Below are 18865 nucleotides of genomic sequence, written 5' to 3' on the forward strand. Positions count from 1 at the left end.
CCGCCCGTGAAAGCCTACTTCAAGCTCTTCGCCTGCTGCATTCCCGTGAAGGGGGCCCGCCGCAGCGTGATCTGCGACTTGCAGCGCGACCGCTACCAGCCGATCCCCACCATTCTGTATTACATCCTCACGCGGTTTCACCACCTGCCGGTGGAGCAGATCAAAGCCAACTTCGACCACCGCCACAACGCGGACATTGACGCCTACCTGGCTTTTCTTGACGAGCAGGAGCTAGGGTTTTGGACCGATGAGCCGCAGCAGTTTCCGGCCCTGCAGCTCAAGAATTGGCACGAGGCCAAGGCCATCACCAACGCCGTAGTAGACTTCGCGCCCCAGTCCACTCATTCGCTGACGGAACTGGTGCCGCAGCTTTCCGAGCTGGGGTGTGACGCGCTGGAGCTGCGGTTTTTTTATTCGCTGGCGCTGCCCGAGCTAACCCAGCGCCTGGAAGCGGTCAAGGGCAGCACGCTGCGCTCGGTGGAAGTGGTGGTGGGTTACGACCCGAGCCTGAGTTCGGCCGCGCTGCGCGAGCTGCACCAGCACAACCCGCGCGTGCGCAAGCTCACCATTCATTCGGCCGGGCAGGCTACGTTTGCCGAGCTGGACGACTTTGTCATCATTTACACCCCCGAGCAGATCACCTCCGAGAAGTGCTGCGGCAGCGTGTCGCCCTGGTACTTTACGGCCAATACGCACCTGTTCAGCGAAGCCCAGAAATTCAACAGCTGCCTGAACCGCAAAATCGGGGTGGACCAGCACGGGCTGCTGCGCAACTGCCCGAGCATGCCCACCTCGTTTGGGCACGTGGACGACACCCCGCTGCGCGCCGTGCTGCAGCAGCCGGACTTTACCGCGGTCTGGGCGGTGAACAAGGACCAGGTGGAAGTCTGCCGGGACTGCGAATTCCGCTACATCTGCCAGGACTGCCGGGCTTACACCCTGGACGCGACTTCGCTTTCGGGCAAGCCGGCCAAGTGCAGCTACGATCCCTACGCCGCCGTCTGGGGCGAAGCCACCGCGGACGCCTCCCGCCCGGCGGCCCGGGCCGGGGCGCCCGTATCCGTTGCCGAATAAATCCGAACGCGTTTCGCCTCTATGAAGATTGTACAGACGTATTGGTCCGTTCCCTCCCGCGGAACGGAAGAAGAAAACGGCCGCTTTAAAGGCGGCTGGCTGGCGGAGAAATACCACCTGATGAGCATCGCCCTGAGCTGCCTGCGCATACGCAAGTACTACCCGCGCGTGCAGCTCGTAACCGATAACCACGGCAAGGCCCTGCTCATCGACGCCCTACAGCTGCCTTACACGGAAGTGGATTTAAGCTTAAACCAGTTTGAGCAATACCCCCAGGCGCTGTGGGCCATCCCCAAGATTCACGCCTACGGGCTCCAGCAGGAGCCTTTCCTGCACGTGGACAACGACGTGTTTATCTGGGAGGCCTTTCCCGCGCACGTAAGCCAGGCGCCGCTGACGGCCCAAAACCTGGAAACCAATACGATTGTGTACCGGGAGGCGCTGGAATACATTTTTGCGGAACTGCCCCACGTCCCGGACTATTTTGACCGCGCCGACGCCGCGGGGGAAGCCGGTAATCACCTGGGCACGCACGTGGTGGCCATTAACGCGGGGGTGTTCGGCGGCACGGACACGGCATTTATTCGTTACTACTGCGAGCAGGCGCTGCGCTGCGTAGCCCTGAACCTGCCGGAAATTGCCGCCGGGGGCAAAGCCGGTTCCCTGAACCTGATCTTTGAACAGTACCTATTCTACAAGCTCACCCAGCAGCAGCAACGGCGCGTCGATACCTTGTTCGACCAGGTCGGGCCGGGCTTCTACGTGGAGCTGTTTGAGATTGACAAGGTGCCGTTTCTGCGCAAGTACGTGCACATGCTCGGGTCCAGCAAGCAGGCGCCCACGGCCTGCGAGCAGGTAGAGTTCCGGCTCAAGCACGAGTTTCCCGCCTACTACGAGCGGGTCATGGCTTACCTGCAGAACATACCTGGCTATGTGGACGAGCCCCTGGACGCGCTCGTTCCGCCCTTTGCCTTGCCCGCCTCGGGGCGGGACGTGCGCCCGCGCGCGGCCGTGGCCGGCGGACCGTTTGCGCGCACGCTGCGTTTTCTGGCACCCCGCTGGGAGCTGCCTGCGGACAGCACCCGGGCCCAGGTGGAAGCGGCGGTGGCGGAGGCCAGCCCGCTGCTGGACCTGGCGCAGGCCGACCAGCTGCGCACGCTGTTCCGCTTTGAGTGTTTAGGGTCCGACTTGCTGGGGGGCGAGCCGTACTCGACGGAGGCGAAGTTTCGCAAGATCCGGCGCTCCTACCAGGCCCTAGACCACCTGGACACGGAAGGGGTGCTAGCGCACCCGCTGCTGGCCAGCCCGCACATCCGGGTGCTGCCTTCGCGTTGGAGCCTAACGGAGCTAAACGCGGCCGATGCGCAGCAGCCGGCGGCGGCCCGAGAGGGCAACCGGTACTTTCTGCTTGTCGAGCTCACGGGCGAGTCTCTGGTGGAGCAGGAGCTGGACGCCTGGCCGCGGATGTTGTACTACTTCCAGGACGAGCCCATCACCGGCAACGAACTGCTCGAGCAGCTCTGCGCCAACACCAACGTGCTGCAGCACAACTCAAGGGAAGTGCTCAAAACCAGCGTGCTCGAATTCCTGACCATGAACCTGGTTTACGACGGCTACCTGGAGTTTGCGCCCAGCGGGGAAGTAAGCGCGGCGCAGCTATGAGTTTCCCGTTTTACCAGCAGCTGGACGCGATGGACTGCGGCCCCACCTGCCTGCGCATGATTTCCCGGCATTACGGGCGCACGTACTCGGTGCAGACCCTGCGCACGCGCTGCGGGGTAAACCGCGAAGGCGCTTCGCTGCTGGGCCTAAGCGAGGCGGCGGAGTCCATCGGCTTTCGCTCTATGGGCGTGCACATCACCTTTGAGCAGCTGGCCACCCAGGCCCCGCTGCCCTGCGTGGTGCACTGGCGCAACAACCACTTCGTGGTGGTGCACCGCATCAGCGGCCGGCGCAACCCCTTTACGGGCCAGCAACGCCGCACCGTGCACGTGGCCGATCCGGGCAAGGCCCTGATTGCCTACGAAGAAGCGGAATTCCTGCGGGGCTGGTCGGAGGGCCTGCCCGCCGGCGAGGGCATCGCCCTGCTGCTGGAACCCACCCAGGATTTTTACGCGGAGGAGGGGGAAGGCATTCCCGTGGTGGGCTTCGGCCGCATGTTTCAGTACCTGGGCACTTACCGCTGGCTGCTGGTACAGGTGCTGGTGGGCCTGCTGGTCGGCAGCCTGCTGCAAGTGATTTTGCCCTTCCTGACCCAATCGGTGGTGGACGTGGGCATCCGCACCCAGAACCTGAGCTTTATCACCCTGGTGCTGGCCGCGCAGGTTATGCTCTTTATCGGGCAAACCGTCGTGGAGTTTGTGCGCAGCTGGCTGCTGCTCTACATCAGCGCGCGGGTGAACCTGGCCATCCTGTCCGACTTTTTCGTGAAGCTCATGCGCCTGCCGCTGGCTTTCTTCGACGTGAAGATGTACGGGGACATTGTGCAGCGCATCAACGACCACCACCGCATCGAGAGCTTTCTGACCGGCACGAGCCTGAACGTGCTGTTTTCCCTGCTCAACCTGGTCGTGTTCGGGGCCGTGCTGGCGTATTACCACGGGTTGGTGTTCGCGCTGTTTGCCACCGGCACCGGCCTGTACATCGCCTGGGTGTTTCTGTTTATGCACCAGCGGCGCAAGCTGGATTTGCGCCGCTTTGACTTGGGCACCCAAAACCAAAATGCCCTAGTGCAGCTGATTCAGGGCATGCCCGACGTGAAGCTGGCCGGCGCCGAAACCCAAAAGCGCTGGGAATGGGAACGCCTGCAGGCCCGGCAGTTCAAGCTGGAAATGCGGGGGCTGCGCCTAAACCAGTACCAGCAATCCGGGCTGATCTTTATCAACCAGGGCAAAAACATTCTCATCACGTTTATTGCCGCGCAGGCCGTGGTAGCCGGGGAGCTCACGCTGGGCGCCATGCTGGCCATGCAATACATCCTGGGCCAGCTCAACGGGCCGGTGGAACAGCTGATTCATTTCGTGCAGGCCATGCAGGACGCGCGCCTGAGCCTGGAGCGCCTCAACGAGATCCACACGATTCCCGACGAGGAGCCCGCCGACGGCCCGGCGCGCCTGCCGCTGCCCGCCGAAAAAAGCCTGCAGCTGCGGGGCGTCAGCTTCCAGTACCCGGGCACCAGCGAACCGGTGCTGCGCGACCTGAACCTGCGCATCGAGCAGGGCAAAACCACGGCCATCGTGGGCAGCAGCGGCAGCGGCAAAACCAGTCTGGTCAAGCTGCTGCTTAAATTCTACCCGCCCGGCGCGGGCGAGCTGCGCGTGGGGGGAGTTCCGCTTGAACTCGTCAGCAACAAGCACTGGCGGCGGTCCTGCGGGACGGTGCTGCAGGACGGGTTTATTTTTTCCGACACCATTGCCCGCAACATCGCCGTGGGCGAGGAAGTCATCGACGAAGGCCGGCTGCGCCAGGCGGTGGCCATCGCCAACATCCAGGAGTTTATCGACGCCTTGCCCCTGGGTTTTGCCACGGTAATCGGCGCCGAGGGCAACGGCTTAAGCCAGGGGCAGCGCCAGCGCCTGCTGATTGCCCGCGCCGTCTACAAGGACCCGGAGTTTATTTTCTTTGACGAAGCCACCAACGCGCTGGATTCCAACAACGAAAGCACCATCGTCCGCAACCTCGAGCAGCACTTCAAGGGCCGGACCATGGTGGTCGTCGCGCACCGGCTGAGCACCGTGCGCAACGCCGACCACATCGTGGTGCTCGAGCAGGGCCGCATCGTGGAGCAAGGCACGCACTACGAGCTGCTCTACCAGGAAGGCGTTTACCACGACCTAGTGCGCAAGCAAATCTCCGTGGACAAATAACCCCGGTTGACCGCCGGCTTCCTATGCCTACCTACCTTGATTCTCCCGGCGCCGGCACTTCGGACTACCGCTCCGAGGAAGCCCAGGACATCTTCAGCCGCCGTCCCCCGGCCATTCTGCGGTGGAGCAATACCGCCTTTCTGCTTATTCTGCTGCTGCTGCTGGCCCTGAGCTGGTTTGTTCACTACCCCGACCTGGTGCAAGCCCCGTTCCGCCTCACGACGGTGGACGCACCCAAGCCGGTTAACAGCCGGCTGACGGCCCGCGTGACGTCACTGCGGGTGCGGGAAGGGCAAGCAGTCCAAGCCGGCGAGCTGCTGGGCTGCCTGGAAAGCACCGCCCGCCCAAACGACGTGCTCGCCCTCGGCCGGGACCTCCAGCAGCTCCGGGCGGCCGTGCTGCACGGCCAACCGCTGCCCCTGGCTTCTTTTACGGCGCAGCGGGAGCGGCAGCTCGGCGAGCTGCAGCCGGTCTACCAGACCTTTCAGCAGAGCGTGCAGCAGCACGCCGCCTTTCTGACCAACGGGTTTTACCCGCGCAAGCAGCGGTTGATTGCCGGGGAGTTGCAGGACCTGCAGCAGCTCTCGGGGGTGCTGGCCGCGCAGCTGCGCATCGAGCAGCAGGATTTGCAGCTGGCGGAAAGCACGTTTGCCGCCCAGCGCCGCCTGTTTGAGGAGCGGGTCATTCCCGCCGCCGAGCTGCAGCAGGAGCAAAGCCGGCTGCTGGCCAAGCAGATGCCCGTTGAGCAAACCCGAATCGCTTTGCTTAACAACCAGAACGCGCAGTCGGGCAAGCGCCGCGAGCTGCTGGAGCTGGAGAAGGTCTTTGCTGAGCAGCAGGACTTGTTTTTGCAGCAGCTCACGACCCTGGAAAGCGCGGTGCGGGAGTGGCGCAGCCGCTTTCTGCTGCTGGCTCCCACCAGCGGGCGAGTGCACTTTGCGGCCTTTCTGGAGGAAAACCAATCCGTCACGGCCGGGCAGGAGCTGTTTTACGTAGCCCGCGAGGGGATGCAGGCGTTCGGCGTGGTGCAGGTGCCGCAATACAACCTGGGCAAAGTAAAAGTGGGCCAGCGGGTTTGGGTAAGCGTAAGCGGCTACCCAGCCGGGGAGTACGGGCGCCTGCCGGGACGGGTGGCCTTTGTTGCCGCGCTGCCCAACAAAGACGGCACCTACCAAACCAGGATCCAGCTTTCGCAGGGCCTGCGCACCAACTACGGCCGCGCCTTGGCTTACAAAGCCGGCTTGCGCGGCTCGGTGGACATTGTTACGGGCGATACCCGCCTGCTGGAACGACTTCTTTATAGCTTTCGCCGCAACTTGGCCCGCTAAGGCCGGCGGGTTGCGGCCTCAAACGTCAAAGCTGCCCGGATGCGCGCCCGCATTTGCATTTCCTTAATCCTTACCGCCGTGTTCGCCGGCGGCTGCACGGCGCCCGCCGTGCTACCGGGTGGACGCACCAGCGCGGGCTACAACGCCGGCTTTCACCACGACCGGCTGCGGCTGCACTTTCAGGACTGGGGCAGCACGGCCCTGCAAACGGGGCCGTTGGACGAAGCGGCGCGAACCATGTGGCGGCGCCTGCCCGCCGCCACCCGCCGGGCAACCCTGCTGGCGTGGAGCCGCCCGAAGTGGCAGGATTTGCCCGTGCACCGGCTGCTGGTATTGCGCCGGCCAAGCCGACCGCCCGGACCGGGCTACCAATGGCTGCATTGCCCCGCCGGCAGCTACGCGTACCGCCGGGTGGACGCGCGCGAACCCGCCTTGTTTGAAGCCGTGGTGCCCACGGGCCGGCAGGAGCTGGTCGTGGCTCTCCAGATTGCAGCAGATCAGGTGGGCGGCAACCGCTCCGTGGACGCCTACCTGCGCGAAAACCTCCCGGTGATTGCTTCCAGCGTGCGCACTGGCAACGGCTACGTGCCCTTCGTGGCCGCGGATCCTTTCGCCCTGGCGGCGGACGCCTTTGGGGACGCCCAAAGCCAGCACGGCAACTACCTGCTGCCCTTGACGGTACTGCGCCAGGCCGCGGCCCGGGCCGAGGGAGCCGCGGAGCTCGGCGCCTGCTGGCAGGCGCTGGCTACCTACCACAGCTTTGTGGGCGCTTCGGACAGCGCGCGCAGCTACTTTTTTCGCTTTGGCACCGGCTCCCCCGGCCGGGCCGCCGAGCCAACCACGCTAACCGGACTTCCCCGCCGGCCGGCCGCCGGGGAAGTGCTCCGCCGCGCCGCCGCCCACCGCTTCGTGCTTTTCAACGAAGCCCATACCGAAACCCAGCACCGCGCCTTTGTGGCCGCGCTGCTGCCGGACCTGCGCCGGGCCGGGTTTACCCATTTGGCCGTCGAGGCGCTGGCTGAGGACTCGGCCCTGGAGCAGCGGGGCTTTCCCACCCTGGCTTCCGGGTTTTACACCCGCGAACCGACGATGGCTAATTTGCTGCGCACGGCGCTGGCGTTGGGCTTTCGCCTTGTTGCCTACGACGCACAAAGCGGAAACCGGGAGCGCGACCAAGCCCAAAACCTGCTCGTTAAAACCACCGCCCGCGATCCTCAGGCCCGGGTCGTGGTGCTGGCCGGGCACGGGCATATCAGCGAAGCCGACGCGGCGCCCCTGGCCATGGCCCGCTGGCTGCAGCAGCTTAGCGGCGAAGACCTGCTGACCATAAACCAGACCGAGTTAAGCCAGCGGCGCTTGTTCATCCCCCCGGGGGCGTACGTATTCCAGGAAGAAAGCGGCGCGGCCTGGCAGCCAGCCCAGCCGAGCATCAAAAGCGATTTGTACCTGTACCACCAAGCGGAGGAAGGCCCGCAATCGGCCGCCAAGCCGCCTTATCCCGGCGCCCGCCCGGTGCGCTTAAGCGTACCCGCCGACAGCCTGCTACCCAACCTGGCCCACGTGGTGCACGTCTACGCGGCCCGGGAGCTGACCCAAGTCCCAAACCCCGTCCCGGTGTCTATCCAGCCGGTGTCGCCGGGTGCCCTGCAACCCGTTATGTGGTTGCCGCACGGGCGGTACCGGGCGCAGCTGCGGGATCAGATAGGCCACGTGCTCTGGCAAGCCGACCTGCGCGTGGACTAAGGGCGAGGCACCGGCCGGCAGACCTGGCTGTGGTAGCGGGCGAGCGGCAAGGCTTCAACGCAGGGGTACCCCGATCGCGAAACGAGCTTACTTACGGCCCGCCTGGGGAGTAATTTTCCACAGCTCGCCGTTTGCCTCGTCGGTGACGTTGTACAAGGCTCCGTCCGGCCCCTGCCGCACGTCGCGGATGCGCTGCTTGCGGTCGGAAAGCAGGCGCTCTTCGCCCGTCACGCGGCCCTGCTCCAGTTGTAAGCGCACCAGCTCCCGGTCCTTGAGGGCGCCGATAAACAGGTTGCCGCGCCAGGCCGCAAACGCCTCGCCGGTGTAAAACTGGGCCCCCGAGGGCGCGATAACCGGATCCCAGTAATACACGGGGTCCACGAAGCCAGCCTTGGTGGTCACGGCGTTGGGTACGGGCTCGCCCGAGTACTCCTCGCCGAAGGTCAACAAGGGCCAGCCGTAGTTTTTGCCCGCTTCGAGGCGGTTGAGTTCGTCGCCCCCCGCGGGCCCATGTCCACGGACCACAGCTGCCCGCTGGCGTCAAAGGCCAGGGACTGCACGTTGCGCTGACCCACGGTCCAGATTTCGGGCAGGGCGCCGTCCTGGCGGGCGAAAGGGTTGCCGGGGGCCGGTTGGCCGTCTGGGGTAAGGCGCAGGGTTTTGCCCATGTGGCTGTTCAATTGCTGGGCATGGGGTCGGATCTCCAGGTCCGAGCGTTCCCCCAGGCTTACGTAAAGCAAGCCATCGGGCCCGAATGCCAGGCGGGAGCCGTAGTGCTTGTCGCCGTCGTAGGCCGGCAGGGCCCGGAAGATTACCCGCACCCCGTCTAGGCGCCGCCGGTCGGCCGAAAGCACCCCTTTGGCTACGCTGGTTGCGTTGCCCTTGGCTCCCCGGGGCTCGGAAAATGACCAGTAAATCGTCCAGTCAGTGCTAAAGTTAGGGCTCAGCGCCACGTCGAGCAGGCCTCCCTGCCCGTTGGCATAGACCGGGGGTAGCCCTTGAATGGGCGCCCCCAGCTGGCCCGTGGCCGAGACGAGGCGCAGCACGCCCGGCTTTTCCGTAATCAGCAAGTCGCCGTTGGGCAGCGGTTCCACGGCCCAGGGGTTCGAAAGCCCCGTGGCCAGCACCGTTACCTCCATGGGCGGACTTGCCGGCAGCTTGCCGGCCCGGGTTTGCTCGGGGAAAGTCGGACGCTGTTCGGGCACGTTGGCTTCGCGGGTTTCCAGCGCAGGGCGGCCGGTGGCAGTCGTGGTCTGCCCGGGTGCTGGCTCTTGAACTTGAGCGCGCTGTTCCTGCCCGGAGCGGTTGCAGGCAGTGGCGAAGCCAAGCAGCAGAATTACAAAGGCATTAAGTAAGCGGCGTTGCTTCATGGGATGGATGGAGGAAGCCAGAGGCTAAAGGTTGCGGGACCCAGTTAGCTGAAATACGCGCCTGTTGGGGTAGAGTTCGCTGCTGGTTACTCTTACCGCGGTACCCGTCACGGTTTCCCATAGCCCGGGGAAAAGCGCGGTGCAAGTGGACGCGACACTACGCTTTATTGCCTTAAATACGGTAGATGTTGAAGCGCAATTAGCAAGGCGTGCGGTTCGCTTTATCGACGAGGTCGCCAGAGCCCGTTTCGCTCAAAGTTTTTGATTCTCTACCAGGCGCGGATTACTCCACGGCCGTGGCATCGGAAATGGACATGCCAACGCTTGCAACTTCGGCGGGGGCCTGCGTTTTCAATTTGAAATGCACCGTGCCCTGCGCTGGCAACAGCTCGTATACCGAATAAGATTTGTTGGCCAACAACGTGTTGGTTTTGGAATACCATTCCACCGTGACAACAGGGTCTTTAAATTGTGCGAGCGTAGCGCGGTTACTGATGTCTCCTTCCAAAACCAGCTCATTTATCAGATTACGGCGGTAGGTCCCACTTGCTTCCAAGTAATCGCTAGGCGTGGATTGTTCCTGCGCTAGTAGCTCGGCCCGTAATTCGGCCGCCGTTTTAGGTCTTTCTGGCAGTTCCACATTGGCCACGCTCGAATACGAGTCGGCTTGAGTGCAACCGCTTAGGTGCACCAACAAAGGCAGGCAGATTATCACAAGCCGCCGGGCATGTGGAGCAGCATCTAGTAGCGAAAAAGAAGGGGGTGGATTCACGTAAAGAGAAAGACGGTAACTAAAGCCGGGTAATGTAATAGTTCACTCCGCCAGTTCCAATCCCGAAGCTCAGCAGAGAATACACATAGGTTCCGATAACTTTTAATTATCGGTATAAAGAGGTTAGTAACATAACCGAAGCGATACTTCATCAATAGCTGCACTTTCTAAGTAACTCAACTATTAAACTTTAGAGATATCATATTGTAATCTTATTTCCATTTCAGACAGACTTCTCATTAACTTACCTACCAACAAAGTTTACAAACCTTTAGCAAGTTGGCCAATCGCTGTTGCGAACATTTCAGCGTGGGCACTGTGCCTTTAACCAGGTGACTAGTGCATGACCAGAGCTAACGGTAGGCAGGGCTAGAAATCAAAAAATACAAGCGTGCTTAATTCTTGATCTAGTATATGAATTTAATTGCGCAGGATCCAGCGTCGTGGGTGATCCAGAGTAATGCAAGAAATTAATATTTACAACCGATCTGCAGAAATGCATCAAGATCAAACGGAGAACGAAACCATGATTGGTTGATGCTTAAGCTCGTCGTTAAAAATCAGTTGCTAAAACTCGACATTGCTTAAATAGCAATATATTGCTGTTTAAGCAATGTCAGATGACATTATCATCGGCTCTTTTTTGAGCTAATACTTGAACTGGTTGGGCCATGCATCTGCATCAGACCTTATTCGGTTATCTGCAACCTATCTTTCGGTATCGACAGTGTCACCCGTACACCGCTTGGTTAGTGCATTAAGTAAAAGGCACCACTGGCAGGGGTGTCAACTAATTCATGCTCACCAGCAAATTACGCAGCTGCTCGTAGCCAGCTTCATCGGCAATGGGCTTCGCAGAGTCCACACTCATGGTTTGGCGGTGCAGGGCAGATTACCGGGTAACCTCTAGCGACAGATTTCGGGCAACGGCACCAACCGTGAAAAATTAAACTTCTATCGACCACATGCGAGGTTGGGCGGCACTTGTTATAAGCTGAGGGAAACGCGGGCCTCAGGTGGGGGTGTATATCTAGCATAAATTGCGTGCGCGACTTCGCGATTGCAGGCCTCCCCGCTAAGCAGTAATTCGGCGTAGGTTAGAAGCGGCACACACTTGCTGGTTGATCTGTTAAAATTAAACCAAACCTAAGGGCTGATAGTCCCTACCAGGCCGAAAAGGCCTGGAGTGAGCCGCGGTTGGTGGCGCAGCATGAAGATTCTAAGTTTGAGTGACTAAAGGCAACAGTTGGCGGCGCAAGGCATCACCTTACCCTTCGGCGCAGCAGCCCACAAACTCCTATAAGCGCAAAAATTAGCAGAGAACTTGTCGAGCGGGTAGCTTTGTTGAATAAAGAGACGAATGGCGAGGCACTCCGTGGTTTCGCGCCTATCGGTGCGGACTGTGATGTTACAGCAGGGCTGGCAGACCAACTCGGACCTTAATATGTGGTTAAATAGGCCACTCCAACTGAAAGCGTAACCTTGGCGCTGCAGGCCGCCCCGCCGCCCTGGCTGCTCGATTTCGGTTCAGACTGTGCCAAGGTGCCCGCCGCAGCCCTGCTTGGCCGCTAAGCTCGGCGGGCACCCCAACACCGGCATCCTTTTTGCACGTGACCCAGCATTCGTTTTCGGCAGCATTGCCGACATAGCTCCACCTTAAAACCCCGGCTTGCTGAGCCGGGGTTTTATTTTGTCCACCATTGGTAGTGCGGAGCCGCACCCTGCCGCCGGCACGGCTTCGTGCCCAGCGCTGCAATGCAGTTACACGCATCTAGCTATCCGTACTCGGCAGTTAACACAAATCTGTTGGTTGGATGCTACGGCAGCCTGGGCCAAGGCCCCGCCAAGTCCGCTAACGCGATGTCGCAACCGGCCTCTTCCAAAACCATCCGGAACGCCCTAGGTGCCAGCCCAACCTTTTGCCAACGGGGCTAGTATGCGGAACACGGGGCACCCAAGTGCGGCGCCTCGCTTCCCACGACTTCTCCCCTTTGACCATTATGAAACGTACTCTTCCGTGGCTGCCGCTGGTGCTGTGCCTGCTGCTGCTTCCGCTAACCGGCTGCGAGCTGGCAGGCGACATCTTTAAGGCGGGCGCCTACACCGGCATCATCGTGGCGGTGCTGCTGGTTGTTTTGGTGCTGTGGTTGCTGCGGCGTTTTCGGCGGTAGCCGCCGAATGTGCTAAGCCCGTAAGCCAACAAGGCCGGTTCTGCAGTTGCAGAACCGGCCTTGTTGCTGAAACAGAGCCGAGTTGGTTATTGCTTGAGCACGCGCACGGTTTGCACGCCTGTGGGCAGCGCTACCCGCACCAGGTACACGCCGTCGGGCTGCTGCCCTAGGTCGAGGGGGGCTTGCTTGGCACCGGCAGCCCACTGCACCTGCTGCACTTTGGCGCCCACCACCGAGTACACGCTAACCTGCACCGGAGCACTGGGCGCGGCGTTGGCGTGCAGCTCGAACTGGCCGTTGTTGGGGTTGGGCACTGCCGCCACGGTTACGCCTTCGTTGCAGCGTTTGCAGGCCTCCACCGCCACAATGGGCGAATAAGCTGTGGTGCCGTCCGCATCTACCTGCCGGAGGCGGTAGTAGCTCAGCACCGGCAACGCGGCAGCATCGAGGTAGGTGTAGCTGCGCAGCACGGCCGAGTTGCCCGCACCTGCCACCGTACCTAGGGCCACAAACTGGCGGCCATCGGCGGAGCGCTCCACCACAAAGTGGCGGTTGTTTTTCTCGCTGGCCGTTTGCCATGCGCAACGCACGTTGGCACCTAGGCGCTCGGCCCTGAACGCCACCAGCTCAACGGGCAGCACTCCGCCGCTCCGCGACGATACCCCGAAAGGCGAAAAGTTGGTGATGCCGCTGCGCGTTACGGTGTAGGTGGTGCCCGCGGCCACGGCCGGCGTTACCGGCGTGCCGGCGTCCCAGCTGTTGCGCGCGGTGCTGTAGTGCTCGAGGCGCGCCTGGGCGGGGTCGAAGCCGGCGGCGGCGTGCGCGTTGGTCCACTCCAGTTGCACGGTAGCGTCGGAGCCGCCGGCGTTTTCTTCGCTGATAAACCACGTACGGCGCACGTTGCCGGCCTCAATGTTTGCGCCTTGCCCCGTTTTGCCGCTGTAGTTCGGAAACAAGCCCGGCGCCACCTCCACGGCAAACACGTCTTCGGAGCGGGCAGCTGATTGCTTGATGCGCACGGGGTTGTAGCTGTTGTTCAGGCCCACCGGAAACTCCACAAACTGGCCGTTGGCTTCTACGGTTTGGCGCAACGCCCCGCCCTCGTCGGCCCGGATGTACGCCTCGGCATTGCCGCCCGTAATTTTACCGCCGCGAATCAAGGTCAGGTCGTACTCCTTCAGGCGCACCATAGGGCTGCCGATCAGCTCGAGGTTGCCGTTGAGCACCGTGCTGCCTGCCAGGGTTTTGGTGCCGCGGCCGCTGATTACCAAGTTGCCGAACGCCTGCGCGCCCAGGGTTATGTTGTTGTCGAGCGCGTACTTCACGGTGCTGGTGTTGGCCAGGCGCCCCAGCGTGGGCACGCCTTGGTTGGCGCGCTGAATTTCCAGCGTGGCCCCGTCGAGTACATCTACGGTGGCGTTGATGGCGTTGCCGTTGCCATCGGGTACCAGCAGCGCGGCCGGCGTGATGCCGTCGCCTACCACCACGCGCGAGTTGGTGCCGCTCACCGTCCAGTCGGCGCCTAGGCGGTCGGTGGTTACCTGGCTCAGCACGTAATACGTTTGGTTGCTGGCCGTAAAGCTCGCGGGGCTGTTGCCGCTGCCGTCGCGGTTGGGGGCCCAGCTGCTCAACTCGTTTAGGTTGCCGCTGCCTTTGTAGTAAAACACGGAGGTCTCGGGCGTTACCACCACATCATCCAGCGAGAGGCCGTTGCCGTTGGTGGCGTCGTTCAGTTCGTAGCGCCAGCGCAAGGCAATTTCGCTGCCGTTGGCCACGTCCACGTTCTGCAGCGTGTAGGTGCGGGTGCGGCGGTTGGCGTCGGAGTTGCCGTTTTTGTTTTCGATGACGGTAGCCGTAGAGGGCGCGTCTACATTCAGCGTAGGCACGTTTATCCAGTCGCCGGGGTTGGTTCCGGTGGCTCCGCTAGGGGTGGTTATCTCAGTGGCGCTGGTTTTGTAGTCGAAGAAAACCTTGGCGGCATCTTGCCGGCCCGAGTTGTACCACTGCTCCACCGCAAACGAAACAGCCAGGTTGCGAATGGTTTGGCCGGTGTTGTTGCGGAAGCGGATGCCCACGTAACCGCTGCCGCTTACGGTAAACGAGGCCACCCCACCTAGGGCGCGGTCGGTGGAGCCGGTTGTGCCAAAGTGGTAGAAGTTGGCCGTGGTGGTGCTGCCGTCGTTGGCCGGTGTAGGCAACGTTTGCCAACCGTTGTACTCGATGTACACGCCCGGCAACGTGGCGTTGCTGATGAAAAAGCCCCCGGTGAGCCCGTCGAAGTTTTGGTTGTAGGTGGTAACGGAGCTAAATGTGTGTTGCGCGCGCGCGTTACCCACGCCTGCGGCAAGCGCTGCCAGCAGCAGCAAGGAGTAAAGTTTGTTCATGAATCGGTGGTGATAAGGGGCTTTGGTCGATCCAAATTATACTTCACCCCTTTACCTGCACCACTCCTAGCTACATTCATTTTTGGGTACGGCACAACTTGCAACCGCAAGCCAATCAGCACTTAAGCCCAAGCATTGCAAACCTTGCAAAGCAGCCGACGAATGGCTTATCAGGTTTGCGCAAATAAAAATGGAAACCTGTTCAGGTTTCCATTTTTGCATTACCAGATTGGGCCGGGCCTACTTGCCGCGTTTTTCGGGCATGGTACCGATGATGTGGTCCCAGATGGTGGTTGACACGCCAAAGGCTACTTCGTCCTGCCGGTAGTGGTGCTGGGCGTGGTGGTGCCACCAAAACTTCAGGAAGTTTTTCGGCGGGGCGTACACGTGAATGGCGTAGTGCACAAACAGGTACAACGCGTAGCCAAACACAAAACCCGCCAGAATGCCCAAGCCCGCGTAGCCGAACACAAAGCGGAAGATGAAGAACAACAGCGAGGTTACGAACACCGTCAGGATGGGCGGCATAGCCAGGCGTGTTTTGTCCTTCGGAAACTCGTGGTGCACGCCGTGCATGGTGTACTGAAACTTGGCCTTGCCGGGCGTGTCGGCCTTCATGTGATACAGAAAGCGGTGCATGAGGTACTCCACCAGCGTAAAGGCAAACCAGCCGGCCAAAAACAACCCAAACGCCGACAGGCCCGTGAGCAGGCCGCGGCTAAGGCCGTAGTAAAGACTTACGGCCGCTACGGCAAAGAAAATGGTGAGGGGCGCGGCAATGTGCGTGTGCGTCATCCGCTCCAGCACGGGGTTCTCAAACAAACGCGCCGAACCTTTGTGCTTGGGCTTGTGCAATTGGCCCGACGCAGGAGCAGCCTGTTGTTCCATAGGATTGGTAGAGGAAGATGAGGGGGCAAAAGTAACCACGAACGCACAAACGCCGGGCCACTTATAAGGTTTTAGGCTGTATGCCGAAAACGTGTCAGCAAGTGGTGCACCGTTTCGGGCGTGCACGCCGGATGCGTGCACCGCAGGTGTGCCGTGGCATAAAACCGCTCGCGGGCCGCCAATGTTTGTTGCAGGCGCTGCTCCAGGGCCGCCGCGTCGGGCAGAGCGGCCAGCAGCGGGCGGGTAGCGGCGGCGTGCTGCAAGCGAGCCAGCAATTCCGCTACGGGCACATCCAGCCAAAGCGTCAGGCCGGTGCGGTTGAGTTCTTCGGCATTGCCATGGAAGCAAGGCGTACCGCCGCCGGTGGCCAGCACCAAGCGCGGGTGCTCGGCCAGCACGGCGCGCAAGGCATCGGCCTCTGCTTGCCGAAAATAATCCTCGCCATCAGCCGCAAAAATGTCCTGAACGCTGCGGCCCTGACGCTGTACAATTTCTTCGTCCAGGTCGCGAAAAGGCAGGCCGTAGCGCGCGGCCAAGGCCCGGCCTAGGGTGGTTTTGCCCGCGCCCGGCATGCCGATTAGGTGAATTCGGAATGCTGAATGCTGAATGCTGAATTGCCCGGCGGGGGCTGTGGCAGGTCGGGGCGTTGCTGGCGCTGGCTCGGGCGCCGGCTGACTTGCGGCGGCTGGGTCCTTGGCTGCTTGCGGCAGCGGCGCACCTAGGGCCCTTTCCAATTCAGAATTCATAATTCAGCAGTCAGAATTACTCTCAGCTCAGCTTCACGCGCGGGTCGAGCACGGCGTAGAGCACATCCACGGCGATGTTGATGACCACGAACAGGAAGGCCACGAAGATGGTAGCGCCCATTACCACCGGAAAATCAAGGTTCTCGACGGCGCGGAGCGTCACGGTACCTAGGCCCTTCCAGTTGAAGATGTATTCGATAAAAAACGCACCGGCCATCAGCGAAGCCAACCAGCCCGATACGGCCGTTACCACGGGGTTTAGGGCGTTTTGCAGGGCGTGGCGCAGCACGGTGCGGCGCTTGCTGAGGCCTTTGGCCCGGGCCGTGCGCACAAAATCCTGCGACATTACCTCGAGCATGGAGCTGCGCGTAAGCTGCACGATGACGGCCAGCGGCCGGATACCTAGGGCAAAAGCCGGCAGCACCAAATTGCGCAGCACCACGTGCGACTCGGCCGTGAACGGGTCGGTCTCGAACAATTGGCCCGTGAGGTTGAGGCCGGTGTAGCGGCTCCAGTAAAAGCCGAACGTCATGGCAATGAGAATACCGGCCACAAACGACGGCACCGAAATACCCAGCACCGATACGGTTAGCAGCGTGCGGTCGAGCCAGGTGTGGGCCCGCAGCGCGGCCACAATGCCGAAGCCAATGCCCAGTACGGCAGCCAGCAACATTGCCGCCAAAGCAAGCCACAAGGTGCCGCTGAAGTGGTCGAGCAGGATGTCGAGCACGTCTTTGTTCGACTGAAACGAGCGGCGCAAATACGGCTTCTTGAGCACCACGGCCCGCTCGCCACCTAGGGGCAACAGCGTAACGCCGCCGTAGCGCGCCGCGCTGGCCGAATCGCGGGCGTGCACACCCACCGGCGACACATCGTTGAGGTAAGCGGCCAGCTGCACCGGCATCGGCTGATCGAGCCCTAGGTCGGCGGCAATGGCGGCGCGGGTGGCCACGTCGGAGCGCTGGCCGGCCAGCAGGGCCACCGGGTCGCCGGGCAACACCTGAAAAAGCACAAACACCGTAAGCGCCACGCCCACCAAAATCAGCAGTCCGTGCGCCAGCCGGCGAAGAATAAACAGGAGCATCGATCAGTTGTCAGTTGAGAGTTGCCCGTTGTCAGTTGCGAGTGCACCAGCATTGGATTCTGCCCTGATAACTCGCAACTGACAACGGGCAACTCAATCACAGCAATTCTTCCAGCTTTTCGCGGTCGGGGATGTCGTGGTAGTGAAATTTGCCTTTTACCACGCCGTTTTGCAGCAGCATAAAGCCGGGGTTCGAGCGAATCATCGACTTGAGCACCGTCGCATCGGCGAAGTAGTACTTGCCCGAGAGGTTTACCTCGTGCCGGAACACGTCGAACTCGTTGGGGCTGTTGCTGGTGATGATCATGGTTTCGATGCGCTTCTTCGACGAATCGGCCCCGGTCAGCGTGGCGTTGATTTGCTCGAACCGGTCGCGGTCGGCCTTCTCCAAACCTTGCACAATCAGCAGCAGCTTGTTGCCTTTGAGCACCTCCTGGGTTACGTCGGCCTGGTCGGCGCCCCACACCCGGAAGTCGATGATTTTGGGACCGTCTTCGGGGTTCAGCGCCACCATTTGCTTAAACTTCCAGGTGGTGTCGGTGGGGTATTCGGTAAACTCCTGGGTTTCGCTGCCCTTCGCCATAATGTACTTGTAGCGCAGCGGCGCCGAGGGCTGCATCAGCTTGCCGATGTTGTTGCCCACCTTGTAGGGCAGAAAATCGAAGTACGGCAAGTGACCTAGGGCATACACGCCAATGCCCACGGCTACGGCCCCGGCAAACGTGATGTACATGGTACCGAGGGTGCCTTTGGCAAACACACGGCGCAGGTAACGCTGGTTGAAGAACACAATGGCCCAGAGCACCAGCAAAAACACGTCCTTGGAAAACGACTGCCACGGCGTGAGCTTGATGAAGTCGCCGAAGCAGCCGCAGTCGGTTACCTTGTTGAAGAAGGCCGAGTAGAACGTGAGGAAGGTGAAAAACACCAGCAGCCCGAACAACGACCACAGCGTAAAGCGCAGGTTCCAGCGCAGCAGCAGGGCCACGCCCAACACCACCTCCAAAGAACTAAGGGTGATGCTGAGCGTGCGGGCGATGTTTTTGAAAGCGAGGAAAAACGAACCGAAATCGGCGGCAAAAACCTCGAAGTATTCCTCGAGCTTGTAAGCCGTGCCAATAGGGTCGTTCAGCTTGATCAGGCCCGAGAAGATAAACAACACGCCGAGCAGCAGCCAGCAGAGTCGAACGAAGGTGCGCATGTGGTGCGGTGGATGAAGTAGAACCAGTAGTGTGCGGGCTTACGCCGCCACGCAATCGGTTTGAGAACTAGGTACAAAGAACGTCATGTGGAGCATGTCGAGGCATTTCTACGGCGTTCATTGGATACAAACTTTACTATCCGGAAAAGCGGTAGAGATGCTTCGGCAAGCTCAGCATGACGCCCTAAGTTAAGGTTGACCAACGAAGCACGACGCGGTAATTTGCAAAGTCAAACGC

The 18865-nt window shown here is 61.3% G+C and carries 12 protein-coding genes and 1 pseudogene; 6 read left to right on the forward strand and 7 right to left on the reverse strand.

The window, feature by feature from the left end; genetic code table 11:
* Nucleotides 1-6: 6 nt before the first annotated feature.
* Genes gwsS through D3Y59_RS12055 form a run of 5 tightly spaced genes read left to right on the forward strand, consistent with a single transcriptional unit; the run spans nt 7 to nt 8011 of the window.
* Nucleotides 7-1074 carry a grasp-with-spasm system SPASM domain peptide maturase gene (gene gwsS / locus D3Y59_RS12035; protein ID WP_162910732.1) on the forward strand — a complete coding sequence of 356 codons (1068 nt, stop codon included), beginning with the start codon at nt 7-9 and terminating at the stop codon, nt 1072-1074.
* Between the two features lie 21 nt (nt 1075-1095).
* The gene (locus tag D3Y59_RS12040; protein ID WP_119445277.1) at nt 1096-2736 is read left to right on the forward strand and encodes a DUF6734 family protein; all 1641 of its coding nucleotides are present in this window, start codon (nt 1096-1098) and stop codon (nt 2734-2736) included.
* Entirely contained in the window at nt 2733-4940 is a 2208-nt protein-coding gene (locus tag D3Y59_RS12045; protein WP_119445278.1) for a peptidase domain-containing ABC transporter, read from the forward strand. The genes D3Y59_RS12040 and D3Y59_RS12045 overlap by 4 nt, the downstream gene beginning before the upstream one ends.
* Nucleotides 4941-4963: 23 nt before the next feature.
* The gene (locus D3Y59_RS12050) at nt 4964-6268 is read left to right on the forward strand and encodes an HlyD family secretion protein (RefSeq protein ID WP_119445279.1); all 1305 of its coding nucleotides are present in this window, start codon (nt 4964-4966) and stop codon (nt 6266-6268) included.
* A 39-nt stretch (nt 6269-6307) separates the two neighbouring features.
* Nucleotides 6308-8011, forward strand: a complete 1704-nt coding sequence (locus tag D3Y59_RS12055) for a hypothetical protein (protein WP_119445280.1) — start codon at nt 6308-6310, stop codon at nt 8009-8011.
* Between the two features lie 87 nt (nt 8012-8098).
* Here D3Y59_RS12055 and D3Y59_RS18600 read toward each other — a convergent pair.
* Nucleotides 8099-9381, reverse strand: a pseudogene (locus D3Y59_RS18600) (PQQ-dependent sugar dehydrogenase).
* Between the two features lie 283 nt (nt 9382-9664).
* Nucleotides 9665-10153, reverse strand: a complete 489-nt coding sequence (locus tag D3Y59_RS18330) for a hypothetical protein (RefSeq protein ID WP_162910733.1) — start codon at nt 10151-10153, stop codon at nt 9665-9667.
* A 2000-nt stretch (nt 10154-12153) separates the two neighbouring features.
* Between D3Y59_RS18330 and D3Y59_RS12065 the strand changes: the two genes are divergently transcribed.
* Complete coding sequence (locus tag D3Y59_RS12065) at nt 12154-12324, forward strand: hypothetical protein (protein WP_162910734.1); 171 nt, start codon at nt 12154-12156, stop codon at nt 12322-12324.
* A gap of 86 nt (nt 12325-12410) precedes the next feature.
* Here D3Y59_RS12065 and D3Y59_RS12070 read toward each other — a convergent pair whose 3' ends face one another.
* From D3Y59_RS12070 to D3Y59_RS12090, 5 genes are all read right to left on the reverse strand, one after another.
* Nucleotides 12411-14708: a T9SS type A sorting domain-containing protein gene (locus tag D3Y59_RS12070; protein WP_119445282.1), complete on the reverse strand. Its 2298-nt coding sequence runs from the start codon at nt 14706-14708 to the stop codon at nt 12411-12413.
* A gap of 240 nt (nt 14709-14948) precedes the next feature.
* Complete coding sequence (locus D3Y59_RS12075; protein ID WP_119445283.1) at nt 14949-15596, reverse strand: sterol desaturase family protein; 648 nt, start codon at nt 15594-15596, stop codon at nt 14949-14951.
* A gap of 71 nt (nt 15597-15667) precedes the next feature.
* The gene (locus D3Y59_RS12080; RefSeq protein WP_119445284.1) at nt 15668-16342 is read right to left on the reverse strand and encodes a shikimate kinase; all 675 of its coding nucleotides are present in this window, start codon (nt 16340-16342) and stop codon (nt 15668-15670) included.
* A 22-nt stretch (nt 16343-16364) separates the two neighbouring features.
* Nucleotides 16365-17426, reverse strand: coding sequence for an ABC transporter permease (locus D3Y59_RS12085; RefSeq protein ID WP_119445285.1), 1062 nt, complete (start codon nt 17424-17426; stop codon nt 16365-16367).
* Between the two features lie 97 nt (nt 17427-17523).
* A complete protein-coding gene (locus tag D3Y59_RS12090; RefSeq protein ID WP_119445286.1) occupies nt 17524-18627 on the reverse strand; it encodes a BT_3928 family protein in 1104 nt (367 codons plus the stop codon).
* Nucleotides 18628-18865: the final 238 nt, after the last annotated feature.

The sequence above is a fragment of the Hymenobacter oligotrophus genome (assembly GCF_003574965.1).
GTDB classification, from domain to species: Bacteria; Bacteroidota; Bacteroidia; order Cytophagales; family Hymenobacteraceae; genus Solirubrum; species Solirubrum oligotrophum.